General features: G+C 55.0%; 19 protein-coding genes. 13 read left to right on the forward strand and 6 right to left on the reverse strand.

All coding sequences use genetic code 11. The features are described from left to right. Positions 1-17 precede the first annotated feature (17 nt). From ispG to IMQ33_RS18395, 7 genes are all read left to right on the forward strand, one after another. Entirely contained in the window at positions 18-1,139 is a 1,122-nt protein-coding gene (gene ispG / locus IMQ33_RS18365) for a flavodoxin-dependent (E)-4-hydroxy-3-methylbut-2-enyl-diphosphate synthase (RefSeq protein WP_024484238.1), read from the forward strand. Positions 1,140-1,260: 121 nt separating this feature from the next. Next, on the forward strand, positions 1,261-2,535 hold the full coding sequence (gene hisS / locus IMQ33_RS18370) for a histidine--tRNA ligase (RefSeq protein WP_065686605.1): 1,275 nt from the start codon (positions 1,261-1,263) through the stop codon (positions 2,533-2,535). A 13-nt stretch (positions 2,536-2,548) separates the two neighbouring features. After that, positions 2,549-3,169 carry a YfgM family protein gene (locus IMQ33_RS18375; RefSeq protein ID WP_024484236.1) on the forward strand — a complete coding sequence of 207 codons (621 nt, stop codon included), beginning with the start codon at positions 2,549-2,551 and terminating at the stop codon, positions 3,167-3,169. A gap of 11 nt (positions 3,170-3,180) precedes the next feature. After that, on the forward strand, positions 3,181-4,362 hold the full coding sequence (gene bamB, locus IMQ33_RS18380; protein WP_065686604.1) for an outer membrane protein assembly factor BamB: 1,182 nt from the start codon (positions 3,181-3,183) through the stop codon (positions 4,360-4,362). A gap of 157 nt (positions 4,363-4,519) precedes the next feature. Further along, on the forward strand, positions 4,520-6,007 hold the full coding sequence (gene der, locus IMQ33_RS18385) for a ribosome biogenesis GTPase Der (RefSeq protein WP_024526997.1): 1,488 nt from the start codon (positions 4,520-4,522) through the stop codon (positions 6,005-6,007). Positions 6,008-6,110: 103 nt separating this feature from the next. Then, on the forward strand, positions 6,111-7,067 hold the full coding sequence (locus IMQ33_RS18390; RefSeq protein ID WP_065686603.1) for an AEC family transporter: 957 nt from the start codon (positions 6,111-6,113) through the stop codon (positions 7,065-7,067). Between the two features lie 13 nt (positions 7,068-7,080). Continuing rightward, positions 7,081-7,305 carry a zinc ribbon domain-containing protein gene (locus IMQ33_RS18395; RefSeq protein ID WP_021807182.1) on the forward strand — a complete coding sequence of 75 codons (225 nt, stop codon included), beginning with the start codon at positions 7,081-7,083 and terminating at the stop codon, positions 7,303-7,305. Between the two features lie 2 nt (positions 7,306-7,307). On the opposite strand, the gene IMQ33_RS18400 is transcribed toward IMQ33_RS18395, so the two are convergent. Further along, on the reverse strand, positions 7,308-8,390 hold the full coding sequence (locus IMQ33_RS18400; protein ID WP_065686601.1) for a LacI family DNA-binding transcriptional regulator: 1,083 nt from the start codon (positions 8,388-8,390) through the stop codon (positions 7,308-7,310). A gap of 349 nt (positions 8,391-8,739) precedes the next feature. Here IMQ33_RS18400 and IMQ33_RS18405 point away from each other — a divergent pair, with 349 nt between their 5' ends. From IMQ33_RS18405 to IMQ33_RS18415, 3 genes are all read left to right on the forward strand, one after another. After that, positions 8,740-10,047, forward strand: a complete 1,308-nt coding sequence (locus IMQ33_RS18405; RefSeq protein ID WP_024484230.1) for an MFS transporter — start codon at positions 8,740-8,742, stop codon at positions 10,045-10,047. An 11-nt stretch (positions 10,048-10,058) separates the two neighbouring features. Continuing rightward, on the forward strand, positions 10,059-12,422 hold the full coding sequence (locus IMQ33_RS18410) for a glycoside hydrolase family 31 protein (RefSeq protein WP_196062067.1): 2,364 nt from the start codon (positions 10,059-10,061) through the stop codon (positions 12,420-12,422). A 176-nt stretch (positions 12,423-12,598) separates the two neighbouring features. Then, positions 12,599-12,760, forward strand: coding sequence for a hypothetical protein (locus IMQ33_RS18415; RefSeq protein WP_158006244.1), 162 nt, complete (start codon positions 12,599-12,601; stop codon positions 12,758-12,760). A gap of 3 nt (positions 12,761-12,763) precedes the next feature. On the opposite strand, the gene xseA is transcribed toward IMQ33_RS18415, so the two are convergent. Then, positions 12,764-14,140, reverse strand: a complete 1,377-nt coding sequence (gene xseA / locus IMQ33_RS18420) for an exodeoxyribonuclease VII large subunit (RefSeq protein WP_021178839.1) — start codon at positions 14,138-14,140, stop codon at positions 12,764-12,766. 169 nt (positions 14,141-14,309) lie between these two features. Here xseA and guaB point away from each other — a divergent pair, with 169 nt between their 5' ends. Both guaB and guaA read left to right on the forward strand, forming a co-directional pair. Beyond that, positions 14,310-15,773: an IMP dehydrogenase gene (gene guaB, locus IMQ33_RS18425; RefSeq protein ID WP_037411907.1), complete on the forward strand. Its 1,464-nt coding sequence runs from the start codon at positions 14,310-14,312 to the stop codon at positions 15,771-15,773. A gap of 104 nt (positions 15,774-15,877) precedes the next feature. After that, entirely contained in the window at positions 15,878-17,455 is a 1,578-nt protein-coding gene (gene guaA / locus IMQ33_RS18430) for a glutamine-hydrolyzing GMP synthase (protein WP_065686599.1), read from the forward strand. Between the two features lie 216 nt (positions 17,456-17,671). On the opposite strand, the gene IMQ33_RS18435 is transcribed toward guaA, so the two are convergent. Both IMQ33_RS18435 and IMQ33_RS18440 read right to left on the reverse strand, forming a co-directional pair. After that, entirely contained in the window at positions 17,672-17,959 is a 288-nt protein-coding gene (locus IMQ33_RS18435) for a putative quinol monooxygenase (protein ID WP_196062066.1), read from the reverse strand. 2 nt (positions 17,960-17,961) lie between these two features. Further along, positions 17,962-18,411, reverse strand: a complete 450-nt coding sequence (locus IMQ33_RS18440) for a helix-turn-helix domain-containing protein (RefSeq protein WP_065686595.1) — start codon at positions 18,409-18,411, stop codon at positions 17,962-17,964. 95 nt (positions 18,412-18,506) lie between these two features. Here IMQ33_RS18440 and IMQ33_RS18445 point away from each other — a divergent pair, with 95 nt between their 5' ends. Then, entirely contained in the window at positions 18,507-19,715 is a 1,209-nt protein-coding gene (locus IMQ33_RS18445) for an MFS transporter (protein WP_196062065.1), read from the forward strand. A 23-nt stretch (positions 19,716-19,738) separates the two neighbouring features. Here IMQ33_RS18445 and IMQ33_RS18450 read toward each other — a convergent pair whose 3' ends face one another. Together IMQ33_RS18450 and IMQ33_RS18455 are read right to left on the reverse strand one after the other, a co-directional pair. Next, positions 19,739-20,989, reverse strand: coding sequence for an MFS transporter (locus IMQ33_RS18450; protein WP_253083137.1), 1,251 nt, complete (start codon positions 20,987-20,989; stop codon positions 19,739-19,741). Between the two features lie 87 nt (positions 20,990-21,076). Continuing rightward, complete coding sequence (locus IMQ33_RS18455; RefSeq protein WP_065686593.1) at positions 21,077-22,501, reverse strand: DASS family sodium-coupled anion symporter; 1,425 nt, start codon at positions 22,499-22,501, stop codon at positions 21,077-21,079. Between the last annotated feature and the right edge of the window lie 29 nt (positions 22,502-22,530).

Genomic DNA, 22,530 nt, shown 5'->3' on the forward strand with positions numbered 1-22,530 from the left:
GCAGTGGAGAGTAACTGATGCATAACCAAGCTCCCATTAACCGTCGCAAATCTACCCGTATTTACGTCGGTAACGTGCCTATAGGCGATGGAGCGCCGATTGCCGTGCAATCGATGACCAACACCCGTACCACCGATGTCGAAGCGACGGTTAATCAGATCCGGGCTCTGGAGCGCGTGGGGGTTGATATTGTCCGCGTTTCCGTTCCCACCATGGACGCCGCCGAGGCGTTTCGGCTGATCAAGCAGCAGGTCAACGTACCGCTGGTGGCTGATATCCATTTCGATTACCGCATTGCGCTGCAGGTTGCCGAATACGGCGTTGACTGCCTGCGTATCAACCCAGGCAACATTGGCAACGAATCTCGTATCCGTTCAGTGGTTGATTGTGCGCGTGACAAAAATATCCCGATCCGCATCGGCGTTAACGGCGGCTCGTTGGAAAAAGATATTCAAGAAAAGTACGGCGAACCTACGCCGGAAGCGCTGCTGGAATCCGCCATGCGTCACGTGGATATTCTGGACCGTCTCAACTTTGACCAGTTCAAGGTGAGCGTGAAAGCATCCGACGTGTTCCTGGCCGTACAGTCTTACCGGCTGCTGGCTGCCCGAATTGACCAACCCTTGCATCTTGGCATCACCGAGGCGGGCGGAGCACGCAGTGGCTCGGTGAAATCAGCCATTGGCCTGGGCATGCTGCTGTCGGAAGGGATCGGCGATACGCTGCGCATTTCGCTGGCGGCGGATCCGGTTGAAGAAGTGAAAGTTGGCTTTGATATCCTGAAGTCCTTGCGCATCCGCGCCCGTGGCATCAACTTCATTGCCTGCCCAACCTGTTCACGTCAGGAGTTTGACGTCATTGGCACCGTCAATGCGTTGGAACAACGCCTGGAAGACCTCATCACCCCGATGGATGTGTCCATTATCGGTTGCGTGGTGAACGGGCCGGGCGAAGCCCTGGTGTCGACCATTGGGGTAACCGGCGGGCACAAGAAGAGTGGCTTCTACGAAGACGGCGTGCGCCAGAAAGAGCGTTTTGATAACGAACAGATGATTGACCAGTTGGAAGCGAAGATCCGGGCTAAAGCGGCCATGATGGACGAATCCAAGCGCATTTCGATCAATCTTCTGGAAGAATAAGTCGGCGGCTATTGGCCTGCTGATTGATAATCCGAGGACTGGATTGCGCATCTGCGTTGAATAGCGGGTGGCAAAGTCCCTATAATCGGATCCATTTTATATAAACGGACAGAGAACTCACGTGGCAAAAAACATTCAAGCCATTCGCGGCATGAACGATTACCTGCCGGAAGAAACGGCACTGTGGCAGCGTATTGAAGGCACACTCAAGCAGGTGCTGAGCGGCTATGGCTATAGCGAAATCCGGTTGCCGATTGTAGAGCAGACCCCGTTATTTAAGCGCGCCATCGGTGAAGTGACCGACGTCGTGGAAAAAGAGATGTATACCTTCGAGGACCGCAACGGCGAAAGCCTGACGTTGCGCCCGGAAGGAACGGCTGGCTGCGTACGCGCCGGTATCGAACATGGTCTGCTGTACAATCAGGAACAGCGTCTGTGGTATATCGGCCCGATGTTCCGTTACGAACGTCCACAAAAAGGCCGTTACCGCCAGTTCCATCAGTTAGGGGCAGAGGTATTTGGCCTGCAAGGCCCGGATATTGACGCCGAGCTGATCCTGCTGACTGCCCGCTGGTGGAAAGCGCTGGGTATTGCCGAACACGTCAATCTGGAACTGAACTCCATCGGTTCACTGGAAGCTCGCGCCAACTACCGTGACGCTCTGGTGGCTTTCCTGGAACAGCATCAGGAAAAACTCGACGAAGACTGCAAGCGCCGCATGTACAGCAACCCACTGCGCGTGCTGGATTCTAAAAATCCAGAAGTGCAAACCCTGCTTAACGATGCGCCGCGTCTTTCCGATTATCTGGATGACGAGTCCAAAGCCCACTTTGCCGGGCTGTGTGAACTTTTAGCTCAGGCCGGTATCCCATATACCGTTAACGAGCGCCTGGTGCGCGGCCTGGATTATTACAATCGCACGGTGTTTGAGTGGGTTACCACCAGCCTGGGCGCTCAGGGCACCGTGTGTGCCGGTGGCCGCTACGACGGCCTGGTTGAGCAACTGGGTGGGCGCGCTACCCCTGGCGTTGGTTTTGCCATGGGTCTGGAGCGTCTGGTGCTGCTGGTTCAGGCGGTTAATCCGGACTTCAAGGCACCGGCCACCATCGACGTGTACGTCATATCGAGCGGTGCGGGTACCCAGAGTGCGGCCATGTTGCTGGCAGAGCAGGTTCGTGATGCTGCGCCGCAGATTAAATTGATGACCAACTATGGCGGCGGCAACTTTAAAAAGCAGATCACCCGTGCGGACAAGTGGGGCGCGCGTATCGCCCTGATCCTGGGTGAGAACGAAGTCGCAGCACAGCAGGTAGTGATTAAAGACCTGCGCAGTGGTGAACAAGAAACGCTGGCGCAAAGCGAAGTCGCTGCGCGTCTGGCTTTGATGTTAGGTTAAGGAGAAGGACACCGTGGAAGTCTATACCACTGAAAACGAACAGCTTGACGCCGTGCGCAACTTTTTTGCCGAAAACGGTAAAGCTTTGGTTGTGGGTGTGGTGCTCGGTATTGGTGCCCTGGTTGGTTGGCGCTATTGGCAGAGCAACCAGACCTCCAGCATGATGGCTGCCTCACAGTCTTATCAACAGGTTGACGTTGCCCTGGCATCGGGTAAAGCCGAAGACGTGGCAACGGCAGAGAAGTTTATCCAGGCCAACGACAACAGCTACGGCGTGTTCGCGGCTCTGGATTTGGCTAAACACTTTGCAGAACAAGGTGATTTTGCCAAGGCAGAACAGCAACTGGTGGTGGCACAGGGCCATGCCAAAGATGAAAACCTGCTGGCGTTGGTAAATCTGCGTCTGGCTCGTATTCAGATGCAAGAGAAAAAGCTGGATGAAGCGCTGAAAACGCTGGATGGCGTCAAAGGCGAAGGTTGGATGGCAATGATGCAAGACGTACGCGGCGACGTGCTGTTGGCCAAAGGCGACAGCAAAGGTGCACGCGAAGCTTACAGCAAAGGCATCGAATCCAATGCTTCTCAGGCGCTTGCGGCAGTGATGCGCATGAAATTGAATAACTTGTCCAGCTAAGGGGAATTCCCATGCAATTGCGTAAAACACTCTTGGTCGGACTGGTTTCCGTGACTTTGCTGAGTGGTTGCTCGCTGTTTAGTGGCGAAGAAGACGTGGTTACCATGTCGCCGCTGCCAACGGTTGAAAATCAGTTCACGCCGAACAAAGCGTGGAGCACGTCGGTCGGTGATGGCATTGGCGAGTACTACTCTCACCTGCGTCCGGCTTATCAGGACAGCACGGTTTATGCTGCCGATCGTCGCGGTACGGTGAAAGCGATGGACCTGGCCGACGGTAAAGAAAAATGGAAGGCCGATCTCTCCGAGAAAACCGGCTTCTTCTCCAGTAACCTGCCTGCGCTGCTGTCTGGTGGCCTGACGGTGTCTGGCTCCAACGTATACGTTGGCAGTGAGAAAGCAGTGGTATATGCGCTGAATACCGAAGACGGTAAAGTCGCCTGGCAAACCAAGGTGGCGGGTGAAGCGATTTCCCGTCCGGTGGTCGCAGAGGGGCTGGTGCTGATCCATACCACCAACGGCCAACTGCAAGCGTTGAACGAGTCTGATGGTGCCATCAAGTGGACGGTCAACCTGGATATCCCTTCACTGTCACTGCGTGGTGAGTCTGCTCCGGCAACGGCCTTTGGTGCAGCGGTAGTTGGCGGTGACAACGGTCGCGTCAGCGCCGTGTTGATGCAGCAGGGCCAGTTGATCTGGCAGCAGCGTATTTCCCAGCCAAGCGGTGCGACTGAGATCGACCGCCTGAATGACGTAGACACCACGCCGGTGATTATTGACAACGTGGTCTATGCCTTGGGTTACAATGGCAACATGGCGGCGCTGGATCTGCGCTCCGGCCAAATCATGTGGAAACGTGATATGGGCTCGGTGAACGACTTTATCGTCGACGCAGGCCGTATCTATGTGGTCGATCAGAATGACCGTGTAGTGGCGATGAATACCGAAGGTGGCGTTAACCTGTGGCGTCAGAGCGATTTGCTGCACCGTAACCTGACCGCACCAACGCTGTATAACGGCTACCTTGTCGTCGGCGATGCCGAAGGTTATCTGCACTGGATCAATACCACCGATGGCCGTTTTGTGGCTCAGCAAAAAGTGGATAGCTCCGGCTTCCTGTCCGCGCCAATTGTGGCGGGTGACAAACTGCTGATCCAGGCGCGTGGCGGCAAGGTTTACGCCTTCACTCGCTAACAGTTTTATACCCAATCAATCGCAGGCTGTGCAGCCTGTAAGATTCATGGGATAACGGCTCCTGATACCAGGAGCCGTTTCGTATTTTTAAGCTATGCTGCTGCTGTCTATTGCGCTGCATAGTAACGCATTGATTATTAAGTAATGAGGCTTCAACATGATACCTGTCGTTGCGCTGGTCGGGCGCCCGAATGTCGGTAAATCCACCTTGTTTAACCGTTTAACACAGACGCGCGATGCGCTGGTGGCGGATTTCCCCGGGCTAACGCGAGACCGCAAGTATGGTCGTGCTGAAGTTGAGGGCAACGAATTTATTATCGTCGATACCGGGGGTATTGACGGGACGGAAGATGGCGTTGAAACGCGTATGGCCGGTCAGTCGCTGCTGGCGATCGAAGAGGCCGATATCGTGCTGTTTATGGTCGATGCCCGTGCCGGGCTGATGCCTGCCGATCAGGGGATTGCTCAGCACCTGCGTAATCGCCAGAAGGCGACGTTTCTGGTTGCCAACAAAACCGATGGCATGGATCCGGACACCGCGACGGCAGATTTCTATTCCTTGGGCCTGGGCGACGTCTATGCGATTGCCGCTTCCCATGGCCGTGGCGTCACGCAGCTGATTGAACACGTGCTGGTGCCGTTCATTCCGGCAAAACCGGAAGAAGTCGAGCTGACCGAAGAAGAAGCCAATGCCGCCTATTGGGCCGAGCAGAGCGGTGAGCTGGAAGAGGGTGAATATGAAGATCCGGAAGATGACTTCAACCCGCAGGATTTGCCGATCAAGCTGGCGATCGTTGGCCGCCCTAACGTAGGTAAGTCGACGCTCACTAACCGTATTCTCGGCGAAGAGCGTGTCGTTGTGTTTGACATGCCAGGCACGACTCGCGACAGCATTTACATTCCGATGGTGCGTGACGAGCGTGAATACGTGCTGATCGACACCGCCGGGGTGCGCAAGCGCGGCAAAGTTACCGAAACCGTAGAGAAATTCTCGGTGATCAAAACGTTGCAGGCGATCGAAGATGCCAACGTAGTGTTGTTGGTGATCGACGCCCGCGAAGGCATTTCCGATCAGGATCTGTCGCTGCTGGGCTTTATCCTCAACAGTGGGCGCTCACTGGTGATTGCGGTCAACAAGTGGGACGGCATGAGTGAGGAAGATCGCGATCACGTGAAAGAGATGCTCGATCTGCGTTTGGGCTTTGTCGATTTTGCGCGTGTGCACTTTATCTCTGCGCTGCACGGCAGCGGTGTGGGTAACCTGTTCGAATCTGTGAACGAAGCCTATGAGTGTGCTACTCGTCGCGTAAATACCTCGATGCTGACCAAGATCATGCAGATGGCTGCCGAAGACCACCAGCCGCCATTGGTGCGTGGCCGCCGCGTGAAGCTCAAATACGCGCACGCAGGGGGTTATAACCCGCCTATCGTGGTGATCCACGGTAACCAGGTATCCGATCTGGCCGACTCCTACAAACGTTATCTGATGAACTACTTCCGTCGTTCACTCAAGGTGATGGGTACGCCGATCCGCATCCAGTTCAAAGAGGGTGAGAACCCGTTTGCGGGTAAGCGCAACACCTTGACGCCAAACCAGATGCGCAAGCGCAAGCGCTTGATGAGCCACCTGAAGAAGTCAAAATAACAATCGTAGGGCGTGGAATTGATACCGCGCCCTATTTTTATCCTGCTTAAACCGTTCTATTATCTGCCAATCTCACTTCTCACCGACCCTGTAAAGGAAGCTCATGTCCTGGGAAACCTGGAGTTTTGCCTTTAGCGTCACCGTACCCAACTTATTGATGATGCTGCTGGGGATCCTGCTGCGCCACTGGCGGCTGATGGACGATCGCTTTATCGATGGGGCCACCAAACTGGTCTTTAATCTGGCGCTGCCCTGCCTGTTGTTCTTCAGCATTGCCACTAACCACCCGCAACTGCGCGATAATTTTGCTCTGGTGATCTACGGTGCGGTGGGGACGATAGCGACCTTCTTGCTGCTGGAGATCGCGGCCAAGTGGCTGGTGAAAGAGCCACGCGAGCGTGGCGTGTTTGTACAGGGAGGGTTCCGGGCGAATACCGCGATTGTTGGTCTGGCTTATGCTATGACCGCCTACGGCGATGAGGGCGTCGCGATTGCCTCGTTGTATCTGACAGTGACGGTGATCCTGTTTAACGTGCTGTCGGTCATCACCCTGACGCGCAGCCTGCAAGGCGGCAACGGGCGGAAGATCAAACATTTGTCATTGCTGCGCAGTATCGTGACTAATCCGCTGATCTTGGGGCTGCTGAGTGGCCTGGCCTATGCGCAGACCGGGCTGGGGATTGCGCCAGTGCTCAAGCAGACCGGCAGCTACATCTCAGGTCTGTCATTACCGCTGGCCTTGCTGTGTACCGGGGCCAGCCTCGATCTGCGGGCAATGTTCCGCTCTTCCAACGTCGCTGCGTTGTCTTCGTCGGCTAAACTGTTTTTAGTACCGGTGTTGATGACGTTTGGGGGTTGGCTATGCGGTTTCGAGGGCGCTACGCTCGGCATTATTTTTATGTTCTCTGCGACGCCAACCGCCTCCGGCAGCTATGTGATGACGCGAGCCATGGGGGGCAACGCGACGTTGGCCGCCAATATTATTGCGATCACCACCGTGGGATCCTTCTTTACCACCGCGCTGGGGATCTCTTTCTTGCGCTCGTGGGGCGTGATTTAAACCAGGAGGAAAGATGGACGCCTTATGTCCGGTTTGTGCCCAGCCGATGAGCTGGGTGAATGGCCACTATCATTGTGATGACTGCAACAGCGATTACCGGCAGCTTGCCGAGTGCCCCGACTGCGGGCAACCGTTGCAAGAACTGAAAGCCTGTGGCGCCGTGGATTATCTCTGCCAACATGGCCACGGGCTGATCTCCAAAAAGCGGGTGAAGTTCAGCTATCAACCGGTGGAATGACCTCATGCATCATAGAGCCGGTGGTCGTGCGTGCTGACCGCTGGCGACACCTTGTTTTGGCTGAGGCGTTTAACCGAGGCCCGAACCGCTAAACGCCCATGCAACAGCATATTGCTGGGTGGCGCATCCGGGCGCAGCATACGGCGCTGCAACAGCGCTATGGCCTCTGCACCCAGCTCATCACGAGGAACGTGAACCGAGGTCAGCGGTACGTCGTGGATCTCCGCCAGATTAAAACCATCCGTACTCATCACCGAAATGTGCCCTGGCACGCTGATGTGCATTTTCTTTAGCGCATTGACGGCACCCACCGCCATATAGTCACCCCCTGCCAGGATTGCCGTCGGCAATTGTGCCCGATCGGTAACGCTGTTGATAAAGGCCGTGATGGCCTGCTCGGCTTCTTCGCTACCGAAACCGGAAGTGGTGACCAGATGCTGGCGGTCATCGAAGGGAATATTGTGCCGCATATAGGCCTGTTTGATCCCCGCCAGCCGCAACTCCATGGTATTGCGTCGTAGACATTGCAGATTGAGGATACGGCTGTGGCCCTGTTGCAACAGATAGTTGGCGGAATACTCCCCAATCAGCTGATGGTCGGGGGAAACGCTGTCTAACCGCATCTGGCGATCGGTGCAGTTAATCAGAATGCAGGGCTTGTTCAGATCGGCGGCCAGCGTATGGATATGCTCGTCATCAATGCCGATGATCAGCACGGCTTCGGTTAACGGGTCGCTCATCTTTTCCAAAAACAGCACGCTGTCGCTGTGTTGCTCCTCCAACCCGCAGTAGCGGATCCTCACATCATGTTGCGCCAGTGCGGTGGTGATCCCCTGGATCACCTTGTAGTAGAAAATATCGGTGCGGACATCAAAGGCGCGCTGTGGGGCAAATACCATCACATTGTTCAACATCAGCCTGCCGTTGGAAAGCCCCTGCAGGATACCGTTTTGCTGCGCACAGGCCAGCACCCGTTGCCGTGCCTCGGCGCTGGTGTTGGCTTTCCCTGCCAACACGCGTGAGACGGTGCTGATCGAAAGCCCGGTTTGGCGCGCAATTTCCTGTATTTTCAGCTTTCCGTTCATTTTGTGATCTCCTTCAAATTCGGTCGTGAGAATATTTTCACGGCGTATATCTTCCTTTCAGACGGCTTTCTATGGCTATAACGGCGAAAATTTAGCTGGTGTATGAAAACTTTTGCAAATTTCGCCATTTCACTTGCACTCTCCGCTGGTTAGTCTGCCTTGGTACACCAATTTTATAGATTTATCAGTCCAATTTATTGGATGGAATACAAGTAAAACAACATTAAATCATAGGGTTGTCGCAGCATTGACGTTGTATTTGTGGCCGACGTCACAAATAACGCTGTTAACACCTCCGTTAGCAAGAGTTGCCCTACCAAAAAGGCGTATGGTCGCCACGGAGATCAAGATGAGTGTAGAAATCAATCAAACGGTTGTCGCCAGCAGCCGCCGTAAATTCAAATCGTTGCGCTGGTGGATGTTGGCCCTGTTCCTGTTGGGCGTCACGGTTAACTACATTACCCGTAACTCGCTGGGTATTCTGGCACCTGAGCTGAAAACCAGCCTCAACATGACCACCGAGCAATATTCTTGGGTGGTGGCGTCCTTCCAACTGGCTTATACCCTGTTCCAACCGATCTGCGGCTGGCTGATAGACGTCATTGGTTTGAAGATGGGGTTTCTGGTTTGTGCCAGCATCTGGGCGGTGGTGTGCATGATGCATGCTGGCGCGGGCAGTTGGTTGCAACTGGCGATCCTGCGTTTCTTCATGGGTGCAGCTGAAGCGGCGGCCACGCCGGCTAACGCGAAAGCTATTTCTGACTGGTTCCCGAAAAAAGAACGGCCGATTGCCGCTGGCTGGGCAGGGGTTGGCTTTTCGATCGGCGCGATGTTGGCACCGCCGATCATTGTGATTGCCCATGTGTCCTTTGGCTGGCAGGGAGCCTTCCTGTTCTCTGGTGCCCTGGCGCTGATCTGGGTGGTGCTGTGGTGGGTGTTTTACCACTCGCCGCAACAGCACCCGAACCTGAGCCAAAAGGAGTTTGATCTGATCAACGAGGATAATGAACCGGTACTGCCGAAGCTGCCGTTCTTTAAATCGTTGGCGATCCTGTGCAAAAACAAAAAATTCTATGGCATCGCCATCCCAGCGTTTCTTGCTGAGCCGGCCTGGGCGGTGTTCAGCTTCTGGGTGCCGCTATATCTGGCCACCGAGCGCGGCATGGATCTCAAACAGATTGCCATGTTTGCCTGGCTTCCGTTCCTGGCGGCGGATATCGGCAGCGTCGCCAGTGGTTATCTCACTACGCTGTATCGCAAATGGTTCGGCTGTTCACGGGTGAACTCGGTGGTGGCCAGCTCGGTGACCGGAGCCTTCATGATGGTATCGCTGGCGTTTGTCGCGATCACCAAAGATCCCTACATCGCGATCGCGCTGATCTCAATTGGTGGCTTTGGGCACCAGGTGATCTCCTGCATGTTGAGCGCGCTGGTGGTGGAATCCTTCGATAAAAACCAGATGGCAACGGTGAACGGCATGCGCGGCTCCAGCGCCTGGATCGCCAGCTTCCTGTTCACGCTGTTGATTGGTGCCGTTTCCGATACCGTCGGCTTCAACCCGCTCTTCGTCGCGATGGGCTTCTTCGATCTGATCGGTGCGATGTTCCTGATCGGTTTGATCGCCGAGCGCGGCAAAAAACCTTCACCTACTGTTTAAGTTGGATAATTATGAAAACGTTAAAAAACTGGACGCTGGCTGGGCAATACGCCGACCGTGTTGAACTGCTGGTGGATGAGCAACACCTGTTCTGCCTGTACGTGCTGGAAAGCAATCTGTTCCGAGTGCTGATCAAACGCCACGGCGAACTGGCACTGGATCGCACCTGGAGTATCGCTCCGCAGGAGGATGTGCCTTGGGAAGGGCGGGATCGCCTCAGCGTCGCTGGTTTTGGCCTGCCGGGCTATAAACTTGGCCAGCAGGCAGACAGTTTGACGGTAGCGACTCCGCAGTTGCGCGTGACGATACATCAGCCGCTATGGCTGGAATGGGAATACTGCAATGCGGCGGGGGAATGGCTACCACTGGCTGCGGATCGCCCAACCAGTGCCTATCTGCTTAATGCGCACGGCGACGGCGTGGCGCACTATCAGCGCCGCCATCAGGGCGAACGTTACTATGGGCTAGGTGAAAAAGCGGGCGATCTGGAGCGTACGGGCCGCCGCTTTGAAATGCGTAACCTGGACGCGATGGGTTACAACGCTGCCAGCACCGATCCGCTTTATAAGCATATCCCGTTTACCATCACGCGCCGGGAAGAGGTCAGCTTTGGCCTGTTTTATGACAACCTGAGCAGTTGCTGGCTGGATCTGGGGAATGAGATCGACAACTATCACCTGGCCTATCGCCGCTATCAGGCCGAGGCGGGCGATCTGGATTACTATCTGTTCCTGGGGCCAAAGGTGCTCGACGTCACCAAGGCCTTCGTGCGTCTGACCGGTAAAACCCATTTTGGGCCGAAGTGGAGCCTGGGGTACAGCGGCTCGACGATGCACTACACCGACGCACCGGATGCCCAGCAGCAGTTGCAGCAGTTTATCCAGCTGTGCCGCCAGCACGCCATCCCGTGCGATTCGTTCCAGCTCTCTTCCGGCTATACCTCGATCAATAACAAACGCTACGTCTTCAACTGGAACTACGACAAGGTGCCGCAGCCTAAACAGCTTAGCCAAGCCTTCCACGATGCTGGGCTGAAGCTGGCGGCGAATATCAAACCCTGCCTGTTGCAGGACCATCCCAAATATCAACAGGTGGCAGAACTTGGCTTGTTTATCCGCGATTCGCAGAGCGACGGCCCAGAACGTTCCAGCTTCTGGGATGACGAAGGTTCGCATCTCGACTTCACCAACCCGGCAGCGGTGCGCTGGTGGCAGCAGGGGGTGACGGAGCAACTGCTGGAAATGGGGATTGATTCCACCTGGAATGACAACAACGAGTATGAAGTGTGGGATGGTGAAGCGCGCTGCCATGGCTTCGGCAAGCCGATTGCCATCAAGCATATTCGCCCGGTGATGCCGCTGCTGATGATGCGTGCCTCACTTGAAGCACAGCAGCGTTTTGCGCCGAACCTGCGGCCTTATTTGATCTCGCGTTCTGGCTGCGCCGGTATGCAGCGTTATGTGCAAACCTGGAGTGGCGACAACCGCACCAGTTGGCAAACCTTGCGCTATAACACCCGAATGGGGGTGGGGATGAGCCTGTCCGGGCTGTTTAACGTTGGGCATGACGTGGGCGGTTTCTCCGGCGATAAGCCAGACGCGGAACTGTTGGTGCGTTGGGTACAAAACGGAGTAATGCACCCGCGCTTTACCATTCATTCCTGGAATGATGATGCTACCGTCAATGAACCCTGGATGTACCCGGCGGCGACGCCGATGATCCGAGATGCCATCAACCTGCGTTATCGCCTCATGCCATACTTCTACACGCTACTCTGGCAGGCAAGCCATGATGATGAGCCGATGCTGCGGCCAACCTTCCTCGATCATGAGCACGATGAGCGCACCTTCGGTGAGACCGATGATTTCCTGATTGGCCGCGACCTGCTGGTGGCCAGCGTGGTGGAGCAGGGGCAGCGCCAGCGTGAAGTCTACCTGCCGGATAACGTTGATGGTTGGTATTGCTTCTATAGCGGCCAATGGTACAGCGGTGGACAAAGCATTGTATTGGAGGCACCGCTGGAACGCTTACCACTGCTGGTACGCGCTGGGGCAGGGATCCCAATGTCACAGCGGTTGGGGCATGTGGATATTGCAGCAGACGATCGCCGGGAACTGAGGCTGTTCCCCACCAAGGGTTGCGGATGGTCCTCAGGCCTGCTGTTTGAAGACGATGGGGAAAGCCATGGCTGGCAGCAGAATAATGCGCTGTGGCTCCGCTGGGAGGCGGTGAGTGACAATCAGCGCATCGAGCTGACCTTCACCCACGAGGGGCATTTCAAACCGACGTGGCAGGTGCTGAACATTGTATTGCCAGCAGGTGAGACTCGCGAGCTGTGGGTGAACGGGGTTTGCCGGGATACTTTTGTGCTGTAATTAATGTCATATCCCAACCCTCTGCAGAGGGTTGGGGAAGTATCAAACTGGATGAAGCTTTGCGTGGGATTGGTTATCATTAATACACTGCTATCTAGGTAGCCTTACGCTACGCAATTTAGGATACGCTGATCCGTGAGTTGGCTAGTCGTGCGCCATCGCATGAGGAGGAATTGATGACTATTGCAGAATATCTCGAGCAAAAAGGACGGCTAGAAGGCAAACTTGAGGAAGCAGTGAAAATAGCTCGTTCCATGCTGGAGAACGGTTTCGAACGCACCATGGTAATGAAACTGACCGGCCTTTCCGCAGAAGAAGTCGATCAGCTCTGCCACTAACCGCTATTCCACCACGCGTTTCTTACGCGGCTTTTTTGCCACGGTGACGGTTTTGACTTCGCTCTCCACCCAGCCATCCTGCAGGCGGGTTTTCAGCATTTCCCCAACCTGTGCCTGTTTGGTGGTTTTCAGTAACTCACCCTGTGGCGTCTGCGTTACGCTATAGCCGCGAGCCAGGGTTGCCAGTGGGCTAACTGCCTCCAACTGACTACAGGCGACACCAAAGCGTTGGCGATAGCCATTGAGTTGCCGCTCCATCCCTTGCTGCAATCGGTATTCCTGCTGCTGAACACGCTGCTGCAAGCGGTGGATGCGGCCCATCGGCTGTACCTGCGCCAGGCGCTGCTGCACGCGTTCACTGCGGCGAGAAGATAGGCGCAATTGCTGCTGCATCCCATCTTCCAAACGGCGCTGTAGCTTGAATAACAGCGTTTGCTGCCGAGCTAGCCGCAGGTGTGGATGCTGCTGTTGCAGACGGTGGTTGATGCGGGTGAACTGCTGCTGGCGCTGCGCCAGATAATAGTCCATCGCCATTTCCAGCCGCTGTTGCTGTGACTGCAATTGGCGCAACAGCTCAAGCTGATTACGGCTGACCAACTCTGCGGCCGCGGAAGGGGTAGGTGCCCGCAGGTCTGCAACAAAGTCGGCAATGGTAACGTCGGTTTCATGGCCGACGGCGCTGACGATCGGGATACGGCTGGCAAAAATTGCCTTCGCGACGCGTTCGTCGTTAAAGCTCCATAAATCTTCTAACGAGCCACCGCCGCGCCCGACGATCAGCACATCGCACTCATCACGGCGGTTGGCGGTTTCGATCGCGCGAACGATCTGCAACGGAGCTTCTGCACCTTGCACGGACGTGGGATAAATCACGATCGGCAGTGAAGGATCCCGCCGCTGTAGCACCTGCAAAATATCGTGCAGCGCTGCGCCGCTGGCGGAGGTGATCACCCCAACGCATTTGGCCGGGCTTGGCAATGGTTGTTTGAACTGCTGATCAAACAAACCTTCGGCCGCCAGGCGCTGTTTTAACTGTTCGAATTGTTGTTGCAGCAGGCCGTCACCGGCAGGCTGCATGCTTTCGGCGATCAGTTGGTAATCACCACGTGGTTCATACAGGGTGATGCTGGCACGTACCAGAACCTGCTGGCCATTTTGTGGGCGAAAGGTGGTGCGGCGGTTGCTGTTGCGGAACATCGCGCAACGCACCTGGGCACGGTCATCTTTCAGCGTGAAATACCAGTGGCCGGAGGAGGGCTGGGAGAAGTTGGAGATCTCGGCGGAGAGCCAAATCTGCCCCATTTCCATTTCCAGCAGCTGTCGAACCGTCTGATTGAGGCGGCTTACGGTAAAAATGGACGGTGAAGTAGGTAGTGACATGTGACCCAGATCAAATTTCAAAACAAGCACTTAATTGGTCGATATTACAGCTCGGCGAAAGGTAATCAAGAGTTTTTGTAAGAAAGTGCTGGAGGCAACCGATTACGCTCTGTATAATGCCACGGCAATATTTTATCTTTTCCGCATCCACCTTGGTGAGATATTGCCCATGCTACGTATTGTAAAAGAAGCTCTAACGTTTGATGACGTTCTCCTGGTTCCAGCCCACTCCACAGTTCTGCCTAATACCGCAGATCTTGGCACCCAACTGACCAAATCTATCCGCCTGAATATCCCTATGCTGTCCGCAGCCATGGATACCGTAACCGAATCCAACCTGGCCATTGCGCTAGCGCAGGAAGGCGGTCTGGGCTTCATTCACAAAAACATGTCCATTGAGCGCCAGGCGGAAGAAGTTCGCCGGGTGAAAAAACATGAAAGCGGCGTGGTCACGGACCCACAGGCCGTTACACCTTCCACCACGCTGGCAGAAGTGAAAGAGTTAACCGCGCGTAACGGCTTTGCCGGTTACCCGGTTGTGACCGAAGAAAACGAACTGGTGGGGATCATTACCGGCCGTGACGTGCGCTTCGTAACCGATCTGACTCAGCCTGTCACCGCAGTGATGACGCCAAAAGAGCGCCTGGTCACCGTCAAGGAAGGCGAAGCGCGTGAAGTTGTGCTGCAAAAAATGCACGAAAAACGCGTTGAAAAAGCGCTGGTGGTGGACGACAGTTTCCACCTGCTGGGCATGATCACCGTCAAAGACTTCCAGAAAGCAGAGCGTAAACCTAACGCCTGTAAAGATGAGCATGGCCGTCTGCGCGTAGGCGCTGCGGTGGGTGCTGGTGCCGGTAACGAAGAGCGTGTTGATGCGCTGGTCGCTGCTGGTGTTGACGTTCTGCTCATCGACTCTTCACACGGCCATTCCGAAGGCGTGTTACAGCGCATCCGTGAAACCCGTGCCAAATACCCGGACCTGCAAATCCTTGGCGGCAACGTCGCGACCGGGGCTGGTGCCAAAGCCCTGATGGAAGCCGGCGTAAGCGCGGTGAAAGTCGGTATCGGTCCTGGCTCTATCTGTACGACTCGTATCGTAACCGGCGTGGGTGTTCCGCAGATCACCGCTATCGCCGATGCGGTCGAAGCGCTGGAAGGAACAGGTATCCCTGTTATCGCTGACGGTGGTATCCGCTTCTCTGGCGATATCGCCAAAGCGATTGCTGCCGGTGCGTCTTGCGTGATGGTTGGTTCAATGCTGGCGGGGACGGAAGAATCTCCGGGCGAAATCGAGCTGTATCAGGGCCGTTCGTTCAAATCTTACCGTGGAATGGGTTCTCTGGGCGCGATGTCCAAAGGTTCCTCGGATCGTTACTTCCAGACCGATAACGCCGCTGATAAACTGGTGCCGGAAGGTATCGAAGGCCGTGTGGCCTACAAAGGCATGCTGAAGGCGATTGTACATCAGCAGATGGGCGGCCTGCGTTCCTGCATGGGCCTGACAGGCTGTGCGACCATCGACGAACTGCGTACCAAAGCCGAGTTTGTGCGCATCAGCGGTGCCGGGATTCAAGAAAGCCATGTGCATGACGTTACCATCACCAAAGAATCACCAAACTACCGCATGGGCTAATGCTTTAACCTCTCTCCTGCGGGAGAGGGGCAGGGATGAGGGGGCAGCCTCTCATCCCAAATACCCTTTTTGCTCTTTTTCTCTGTTGCTGGAATTTGCCTCACATGACAAAAAATATTCATAAGCATCGCATCCTGATCCTGGATTTCGGTTCACAATACACCCAACTGATTGCCCGCCGCGTGCGTGAGATCGGTGTTTACTGTGAGCTGTGGGCCTGGGACGTCAGCGAAGAGCAGATCCGCGAATTCAATCCAAGCGGCATCATTCTCTCCGGTGGCCCGGAAAGCACCACCGAACTGAGCAGCCCGCGTGCGCCAGAATATGTCTTCACCGCCGGCGTACCGGTATTGGGCGTGTGCTACGGCATGCAGACCATGGCGATGCAACTGGGCGGCCATGTACAGGGTTCAACCGAGCGTGAGTTCGGTTATGCGCAGGTGGAAATCACCCAATCAAGCGCCCTGATCCGCGATATCGAAGATGCGATAAGCCCGGCAGGCAAACCGGTATTAGACGTATGGATGAGCCACGGCGATAAAGTTACCGCTATCCCGTCAGATTTCGTCACCGTTGCCAGCACCGATACCTGCCCGTTTGCCATTATGGCCAACGAGGAAAAACGCTTCTACGGCGTACAGTTCCACCCGGAAGTCACCCATACCCGCCAAGGCCAGCGTATCCTGGAGCGTTTCGTGCTGGATATCTGTGGTTGTGAAGCGCTGTGGACGCCTGCCACCATCATCGAAGATGCCGTTGCGCGTATTCGTGAGCAGGTCGGTGAAGATCACGTGATCCTCGGCCTGTCTGGCGGCGTGGACTCATCCGTTACCGCCATGCTGCTGCACCGTGCCATTGGCAAGCGCCTGACCTGCGTATTCGTAGATAACGGCCTGCTGCGCCTCAACGAAGCCGACCAGGTGTTGGAAATGTTCGGTGACCACTTCGGTCTGAACATCGTGCACGTAGCGGCAGAAAACCGTTTCCTGAGCGCGTTGGCGGGTGTGGATGAGCCAGAAGCCAAGCGTAAGATCATTGGCCGCGTCTTTGTCGAAGTGTTTGACGAAGAAGCCTGCAAGCAGAGCGCCGTGAAGTGGCTGGCTCAGGGCACCATCTACCCGGATGTGATCGAGTCTGCCGCTTCCGCTACCGGCAAAGCGCACGTGATCAAATCGCACCACAACGTCGGTGGCCTGCCGAAAGAAATGAAGCTGGGGCTGGTAGAACCGCTGAAAGAGCTGTTCAAAGACGAAGTGCGCAAGATTGGTCTGGAGCTGGGCCTGCCGTACGACATGCTGTACCGTCACCCGTTCCCAGGGCCAGGTCTGGGCGTGCGCGTATTGGGCGAAGTGAAGAAAGAGTATTGCGACCTGCTACGCCGTGCCGATGCGATCTTCATCGAAGAGCTGCACAAAGCCGATCTGTACAACAAGGTCAGCCAGGCGTTCACCGTGTTCCTGCCGGTGCGTTCCGTTGGCGTGATGGGCGATGGCCGTAAATACGATTGGGTTGTCTCTCTGCGTGCGGTAGAAACCATCGACTTTATGACCGCGCATTGGGCACACCTGCCGTACGATTTCCTTGGCCGTGTTTCTAACCGTATCATCAACGAAGTCAACGGTATTTCCCGTGTGGTTTATGATATCAGCGGGAAGCCACCGGCGACGATCGAATGGGAATGATTCAGTCGATTTCCTCCCTGCACTGAAACATTTAGTTTGATATTAACCCTCTGTTTTTACAGGGGGTTTTGTTTTTTCTCTATTATGACTTTTGACTAACTCACACCTGTTGACGGTATTTTTGACGGTATTGCCAATTGGCATATTGTTGGTCTGCTTAACTTTATTTTTGTACGAATAACTAGCCAAAGGAGCACATGGGCTGTAATCATGCTGTTAGACAAAGGGATCCATCAATATATAGGTCGCCTCTTTACGCGTATGCTGATCAATCAGCGGCACCAGGCGTTTAAAGTGTTCACTCGCGCAGTGAGCCTCCAACGCCGCGCGATCGGGCCACTCTTCGATAAAGATAAAGTGCCCGGCATCCTTTTGATCGACATACAGATCATAGGCTATGCAGCGGGGTTCCTGCTTGGTGGCTTCAACCAACTCTTGATAAAGCGGTAACACCGTTTCTATCGCTTCAACCTTGATAAAATCTTCGGCAATGACTTTCAGCATTTTTATTTCTCATCTACTTTGACAACCCGGGTATTGCGTAGGTTGAGTTCTTGCCCTGCATGGCCGATTGGCGTCATGCGAGGTATTGGCTGGCCGCTGTCGTTTTCCACCAGGCGTGAATAGTCCTCTCCTGCCGCAAAAAGATGATCCTCTCCCCATTGGCGCAGTGCGACGATAATCGGGAAGATTTCGCGGCCTTTATCGGTCAGCAAATACTCCTGATAGGCGCTACCATCGGCGGCAGGGCTCACTTGCAAAATCCCCTGGGTGACCAGCGTGCGTAGCCGAGTGGAAAGAATATTCTTTGCCATCCCCAGATTCTTTTGAAACTCACTAAACCGGCTAATACCGTCAAAGGCGTCGCGGATGATCAACAGTGACCACCAGTCACCCAGCACATCCAAGGTTCGTGCTACCGGGCATTGAGCATCCTCAAGGCTTTTTCGTTTCATGCTGCGGCTCCAGAATTATTCTGGTTGCATTATAAAACCTCTTTCACTAAAGTGCATTGAGTTTAATAATGAAACCACTTTTAATGAGGCGCTTGATGAGTGATAAACCGCTGGAAGCCTTCCGCTCGCAATCTGTTGAGCTTTTACCTTCGTCACTGGTGCTGCTGTTGGCAGCAGCCTGCGCTTTCAGCGTGGCCAATGTTTATTACGCGCAACCGCTGCTTGATGCCATTGCGGTGGATTTTAATATCAGCCTGGCAAGGGTAGGGATGGTGATCGCGGCGACCCAGATCGGTTGTGCCTGTGCGCTGTTATTGGTGGTTCCTTTGGGGGATTTGCTGGATCGCCATCGCCTGCTGGCGGTGCAGCAAATACTGTTGATTGCTGCTTTGCTGATGGTTGTTGTGTCTAGTAGTAGTCTGGCACTACTGGCGGCCATGCTGCTGGTGGGGCTGTTGGGAACCGCGATGACGCAGGGATTGATCGCCTTTGCCGCTACGTTGGCCTCCCCGCAGGAACGTGGACGCGTGGTGGGGGCCGCTCAGGGCGGAGTGGTGATGGGTTTACTGCTGGCGCGCACTCTCTCTGGGTTACTGGCGGATATCGGCGGTTGGCGAACGGTCTACTTTTTCTCAGCGGCGATTACCCTGATATTGCTTCCTGTTCTGGCTCGTTTATTGCCAAAGCAGCCAGCTTGCGAGTTGAAGTTAAGCTATTGGCAACTGCTGAGCTCAATGCTGGGCCTGTTGCGCCATGACCGGATTTTGCAGGTACGCGGTATGTTGGCGTTGCTGATGTTCGCGGCATTCAGCATCTTCTGGAGCACGCTGGTTCTCCCCTTGAGCCAGCCCCCATTTCTTTTTTCTCATTCGACCATTGGTGCATTTGGGTTGGTAGGGGCAGTTGGTGCGCTGGCGGCGATGAGGGCCGGGCATCTAGCTGACCAAGGCTGGGGGCAGCTAGCTAGCGGGATGTGCCTGTTGTTGCTGATGATCGCTTGGTTGCCGCTTGGGTTGATGGAGCGAGGAATGGCGTACCTGATTGGCGGTATCATCTTGCTGGATCTGGCCGGGCAGGCAATCCATGTCCTCAACCAGAGTATGATTTTCACTGCGCATCCGCAGTCCCACAGTCGTCTGGTTGGGTGCTACATGCTGTTTTATGCCGTCGGCAGTGGGTTGGGGGCGTTTGCCGGTAGCCATATTTATGCGTGGGCGGGGTGGCATGGCGTATGCTGGCTGGGCGGCTCGGTAAGCCTGGTGGCATTGCTGTTTTGGTGGCGCACGCTGAAATATTGCCGTTGACCCTTCCATACGCCAGCGCAGGGTTATGCTGCCGCTTTTTTTTCCGCCATACCCTGGATAAACAACAATCCCAACGCAATGACGACTGGGATAAACACCAGCATATTCAGCCAGAACCAGCCGAGAATATGCATCATCTGCCCAGATAACAGAGAGGCTAATGCGGTGGTGCCGAAGACAAAAGAGTCATTCAGTGATTGAACCTTCAGCCGTTCTTGATGTGTGTAACAAGCGCTCAGCATGACGGTCGCGCTGACAAAGCCAAAGTTCCAGCCGACGCCAAGCAGAATTAATCCTCCCCAGAACCAGATGACCTCGGTGCCTATCATGGAAACCGCAGCGGCGCAGGCCGTCAGCAATAGCCCGCTGGCGCAGACGTTACGTGGCCCGAAACGCGATATCAGCCGGCCAGTGATAAACGCCGGCGCGTACATGGCCAGAATATGCCATTGGATACCTAATGTGGCAGTAGACAGGCTGTGTCCGTGATGGATCATCGCCAGCGGCGTTGCGGTCATCATAAACGTCATCAGCCCATAAGAGACCAAGGCTGCCACTGCGGTGGTGATAAAGCGCAATGAACCAGCGATTTCCCCCAGAGAGCGAATTTTATCTGTTGATGTTGTTTGAACGGGGTCGGAAAGCGGGTTTTGTTGAGCCGCCAAGCGAGCGGTCATGCGCCGCATTTGCCATAAAAGCAGCAACGCAATCAACGCCAGCAGAGACTGCCCGAGGAAACTGGCCGACAGGGGAACTGGCAACAGGTTTTGCGTCCAGATCACCAGTTGTGGGCCAATCACTGCTGCCAACAGTCCGCCAAGCATAACCCGGGAGATCGCCACGGGTTGCTCAGGTTTGGTGACATAATCCGTTACCGCAAAACGGTAGCTTTGCACGCACGCCGCGTAACCCCCGGCCATCAGACAGCCCAGACAGAACAGGATGAAGGAGCCGTTTATGACGCCCCATGCAGCTATTATCCCACCGATGAACGCACTGAGCGCACCAAGGGTATAGGCGTTAACGCGCCCAAAGCGGGCTATCAGGGCTCCTACAGGTAACACGGACAAGGCCAGGCCAATGTTGAAGAGACTGACCGGCAGCGTGGATAAGGCTTTATTACTGCTTAATGTCTCACCCACCAATCCGCCCAGTGAGATGATAATCGCAGGTGAGGATGCACCTATCGCCTGAAGGGCAAAAAGCAGATGTACGTAGCGCTTTGTTTGTGCGCGGTAGGTGTCTATCCCTGTATTGACGCCAGCCGGATCCACGATGGCTATTCCTTGGTTGGTTATGGGGAGTGAATGCACTGAATGAATCAGGCGCTATGCCCATGACGCCTGATTCGGTAATAGTAATCAATAGTACCCTAGCAATTTCCACCAGGCGAGGCCGACAACGAAGATCAGAATGACGTTGAACGTCACCACGCAAAAGTTGATTTTGTAGAAACGTGGCCGTTCAAAATATCCCTGAGCGAAGTAAATGGGGCCAGGGCCGCCGCCATATTCGGTATTTCCCCACATCAAATTGCTGAAAATACCAAAACAGATGGCAACCATCATCGGTGGCGCGCCAGCAGCGATAGCGGTAGCCGCGAACGGTGCATACAGTGCAGCGACATGGCCGGAGGCCGTGGCAAACAGATAATGCACATAAATATACAGTATCCCCAGAATGACAAACGTCTGCATTGCGCCAAAACCGCTAATAGTGGTTTCGAGCTTGGTGGTCATCCAACTGATAAAACCGAGGCTGGATAGCCCGCCCGCCAGGCTGATGATGACGCTGAACCAGATCACCGTATCCCACGCGGCCTGATCTTTAAGCAGGTCTTTCCAACTCACGGCATGAGTAGCAAACAGATAGGCAGCCAACCCCAGCCCTACCGTGGTGGCCGATAATCCTGTCAGCAGACTGGTGCCCCAGCCCAGCAGCGCCAAGATAAAACCCAGCGCGACCTTTTTTTCAACGCCTGACATAGCGCCCAGCTCATTGAGAGCACGGCGTCCCATGTCTTTCGCTTCCGGGGTCTTTTTAAGTTCCGGGTTCAAGATCTTATAGACCAGCAGTGGCATCAGGAAAAAGCACACCATGGCGGGAACGACCGCGGCCACGAACCAGCCACCCCAGGTTATTTCTACCCCCAACGAATCTTTTGCCAGGCTGCCCACCAGTGGGTTCGCCGCCATACCCGTCAGAAATATGGCCCCGGTAATGGGGGTGAACTGGAAGCACACCATAATCAGAAAGTCGCCGATCTTTTTACCGCTCTTACCTGGAGCTGATCCTAAGACTTCATTGATAGAGCGTACGATGGGAAAGATGATGCCTCCCGATCTGGCGGTTACCGATGGCATGGCCGGAGCCATAATCAGATCGGATACCCCTAGCGAGTAGGCAATCCCCAGGCTGCTGCCACCAAATAGTGACAGCATTTTATAGGCGATACGCTTGCCCAAGCCGGAGGTAACGAACCCCAGTGACAGGATATAAGCACAGAAAATCAGCCATACTGTCCCACTGGCAAAGCCGGATAAGGCTTTAGCCTCCGTCAGGGTTCCGGTAAAAATGGCTACGCAAAGCGCGACCAGCATGACTGCCCCGGAGGGCAGTGGTTGAGTCAGAATAGCCGCAATAGTTGCTGCAAAGATGGCGAACATCTGCCAAGCCTGCGGTGTTAATCCCTCGGGGACCGGGTAAAGCCAGATCGCCAAGCCTAAAAGCAGTGGGATCAGGGTGGCGATAGCTTTTTTCTTTCTGTCGGGTGATCCTGCTGACATAATTATCTCCTTATACAAGGATTGAATTT

Origin of the sequence: Serratia sp. Res13-Sevr-LER1-36-b (assembly GCF_015673035.1) — a bacterium.
Classification (GTDB): Bacteria; Pseudomonadota; Gammaproteobacteria; order Enterobacterales; family Enterobacteriaceae; genus Chania; species Chania fonticola_C.

Excerpts from the sequence above, each read along its gene's own strand:
- ispG (WP_024484238.1), top strand. The coding sequence starts at position 18 with ATGCATAACCAAGCTCCCATTAACCGTCGCAAATCTACCCGTATTTAC.
- bamB (WP_065686604.1), top strand. The coding sequence starts at position 3,181 with ATGCAATTGCGTAAAACACTCTTGGTCGGACTGGTTTCCGTGACTTTG.
- der (WP_024526997.1), top strand. The coding sequence starts at position 4,520 with ATGATACCTGTCGTTGCGCTGGTCGGGCGCCCGAATGTCGGTAAATCC.
- IMQ33_RS18390 (WP_065686603.1), top strand. The coding sequence starts at position 6,111 with ATGTCCTGGGAAACCTGGAGTTTTGCCTTTAGCGTCACCGTACCCAAC.
- IMQ33_RS18395 (WP_021807182.1), top strand. The coding sequence starts at position 7,081 with ATGGACGCCTTATGTCCGGTTTGTGCCCAGCCGATGAGCTGGGTGAAT.
- IMQ33_RS18400 (WP_065686601.1), bottom strand. The coding sequence starts at position 8,390 with ATGAACGGAAAGCTGAAAATACAGGAAATTGCGCGCCAAACCGGGCTT.
- IMQ33_RS18405 (WP_024484230.1), top strand. The coding sequence starts at position 8,740 with ATGAGTGTAGAAATCAATCAAACGGTTGTCGCCAGCAGCCGCCGTAAA.
- IMQ33_RS18410 (WP_196062067.1), top strand. The coding sequence starts at position 10,059 with ATGAAAACGTTAAAAAACTGGACGCTGGCTGGGCAATACGCCGACCGT.
- IMQ33_RS18415 (WP_158006244.1), top strand. The coding sequence starts at position 12,599 with ATGACTATTGCAGAATATCTCGAGCAAAAAGGACGGCTAGAAGGCAAA.
- xseA (WP_021178839.1), bottom strand. The coding sequence starts at position 14,140 with ATGTCACTACCTACTTCACCGTCCATTTTTACCGTAAGCCGCCTCAAT.
- guaB (WP_037411907.1), top strand. The coding sequence starts at position 14,310 with ATGCTACGTATTGTAAAAGAAGCTCTAACGTTTGATGACGTTCTCCTG.
- guaA (WP_065686599.1), top strand. The coding sequence starts at position 15,878 with ATGACAAAAAATATTCATAAGCATCGCATCCTGATCCTGGATTTCGGT.
- IMQ33_RS18435 (WP_196062066.1), bottom strand. The coding sequence starts at position 17,959 with ATGCTGAAAGTCATTGCCGAAGATTTTATCAAGGTTGAAGCGATAGAA.
- IMQ33_RS18440 (WP_065686595.1), bottom strand. The coding sequence starts at position 18,411 with ATGAAACGAAAAAGCCTTGAGGATGCTCAATGCCCGGTAGCACGAACC.
- IMQ33_RS18445 (WP_196062065.1), top strand. The coding sequence starts at position 18,507 with ATGAGTGATAAACCGCTGGAAGCCTTCCGCTCGCAATCTGTTGAGCTT.
- IMQ33_RS18455 (WP_065686593.1), bottom strand. The coding sequence starts at position 22,501 with ATGTCAGCAGGATCACCCGACAGAAAGAAAAAAGCTATCGCCACCCTG.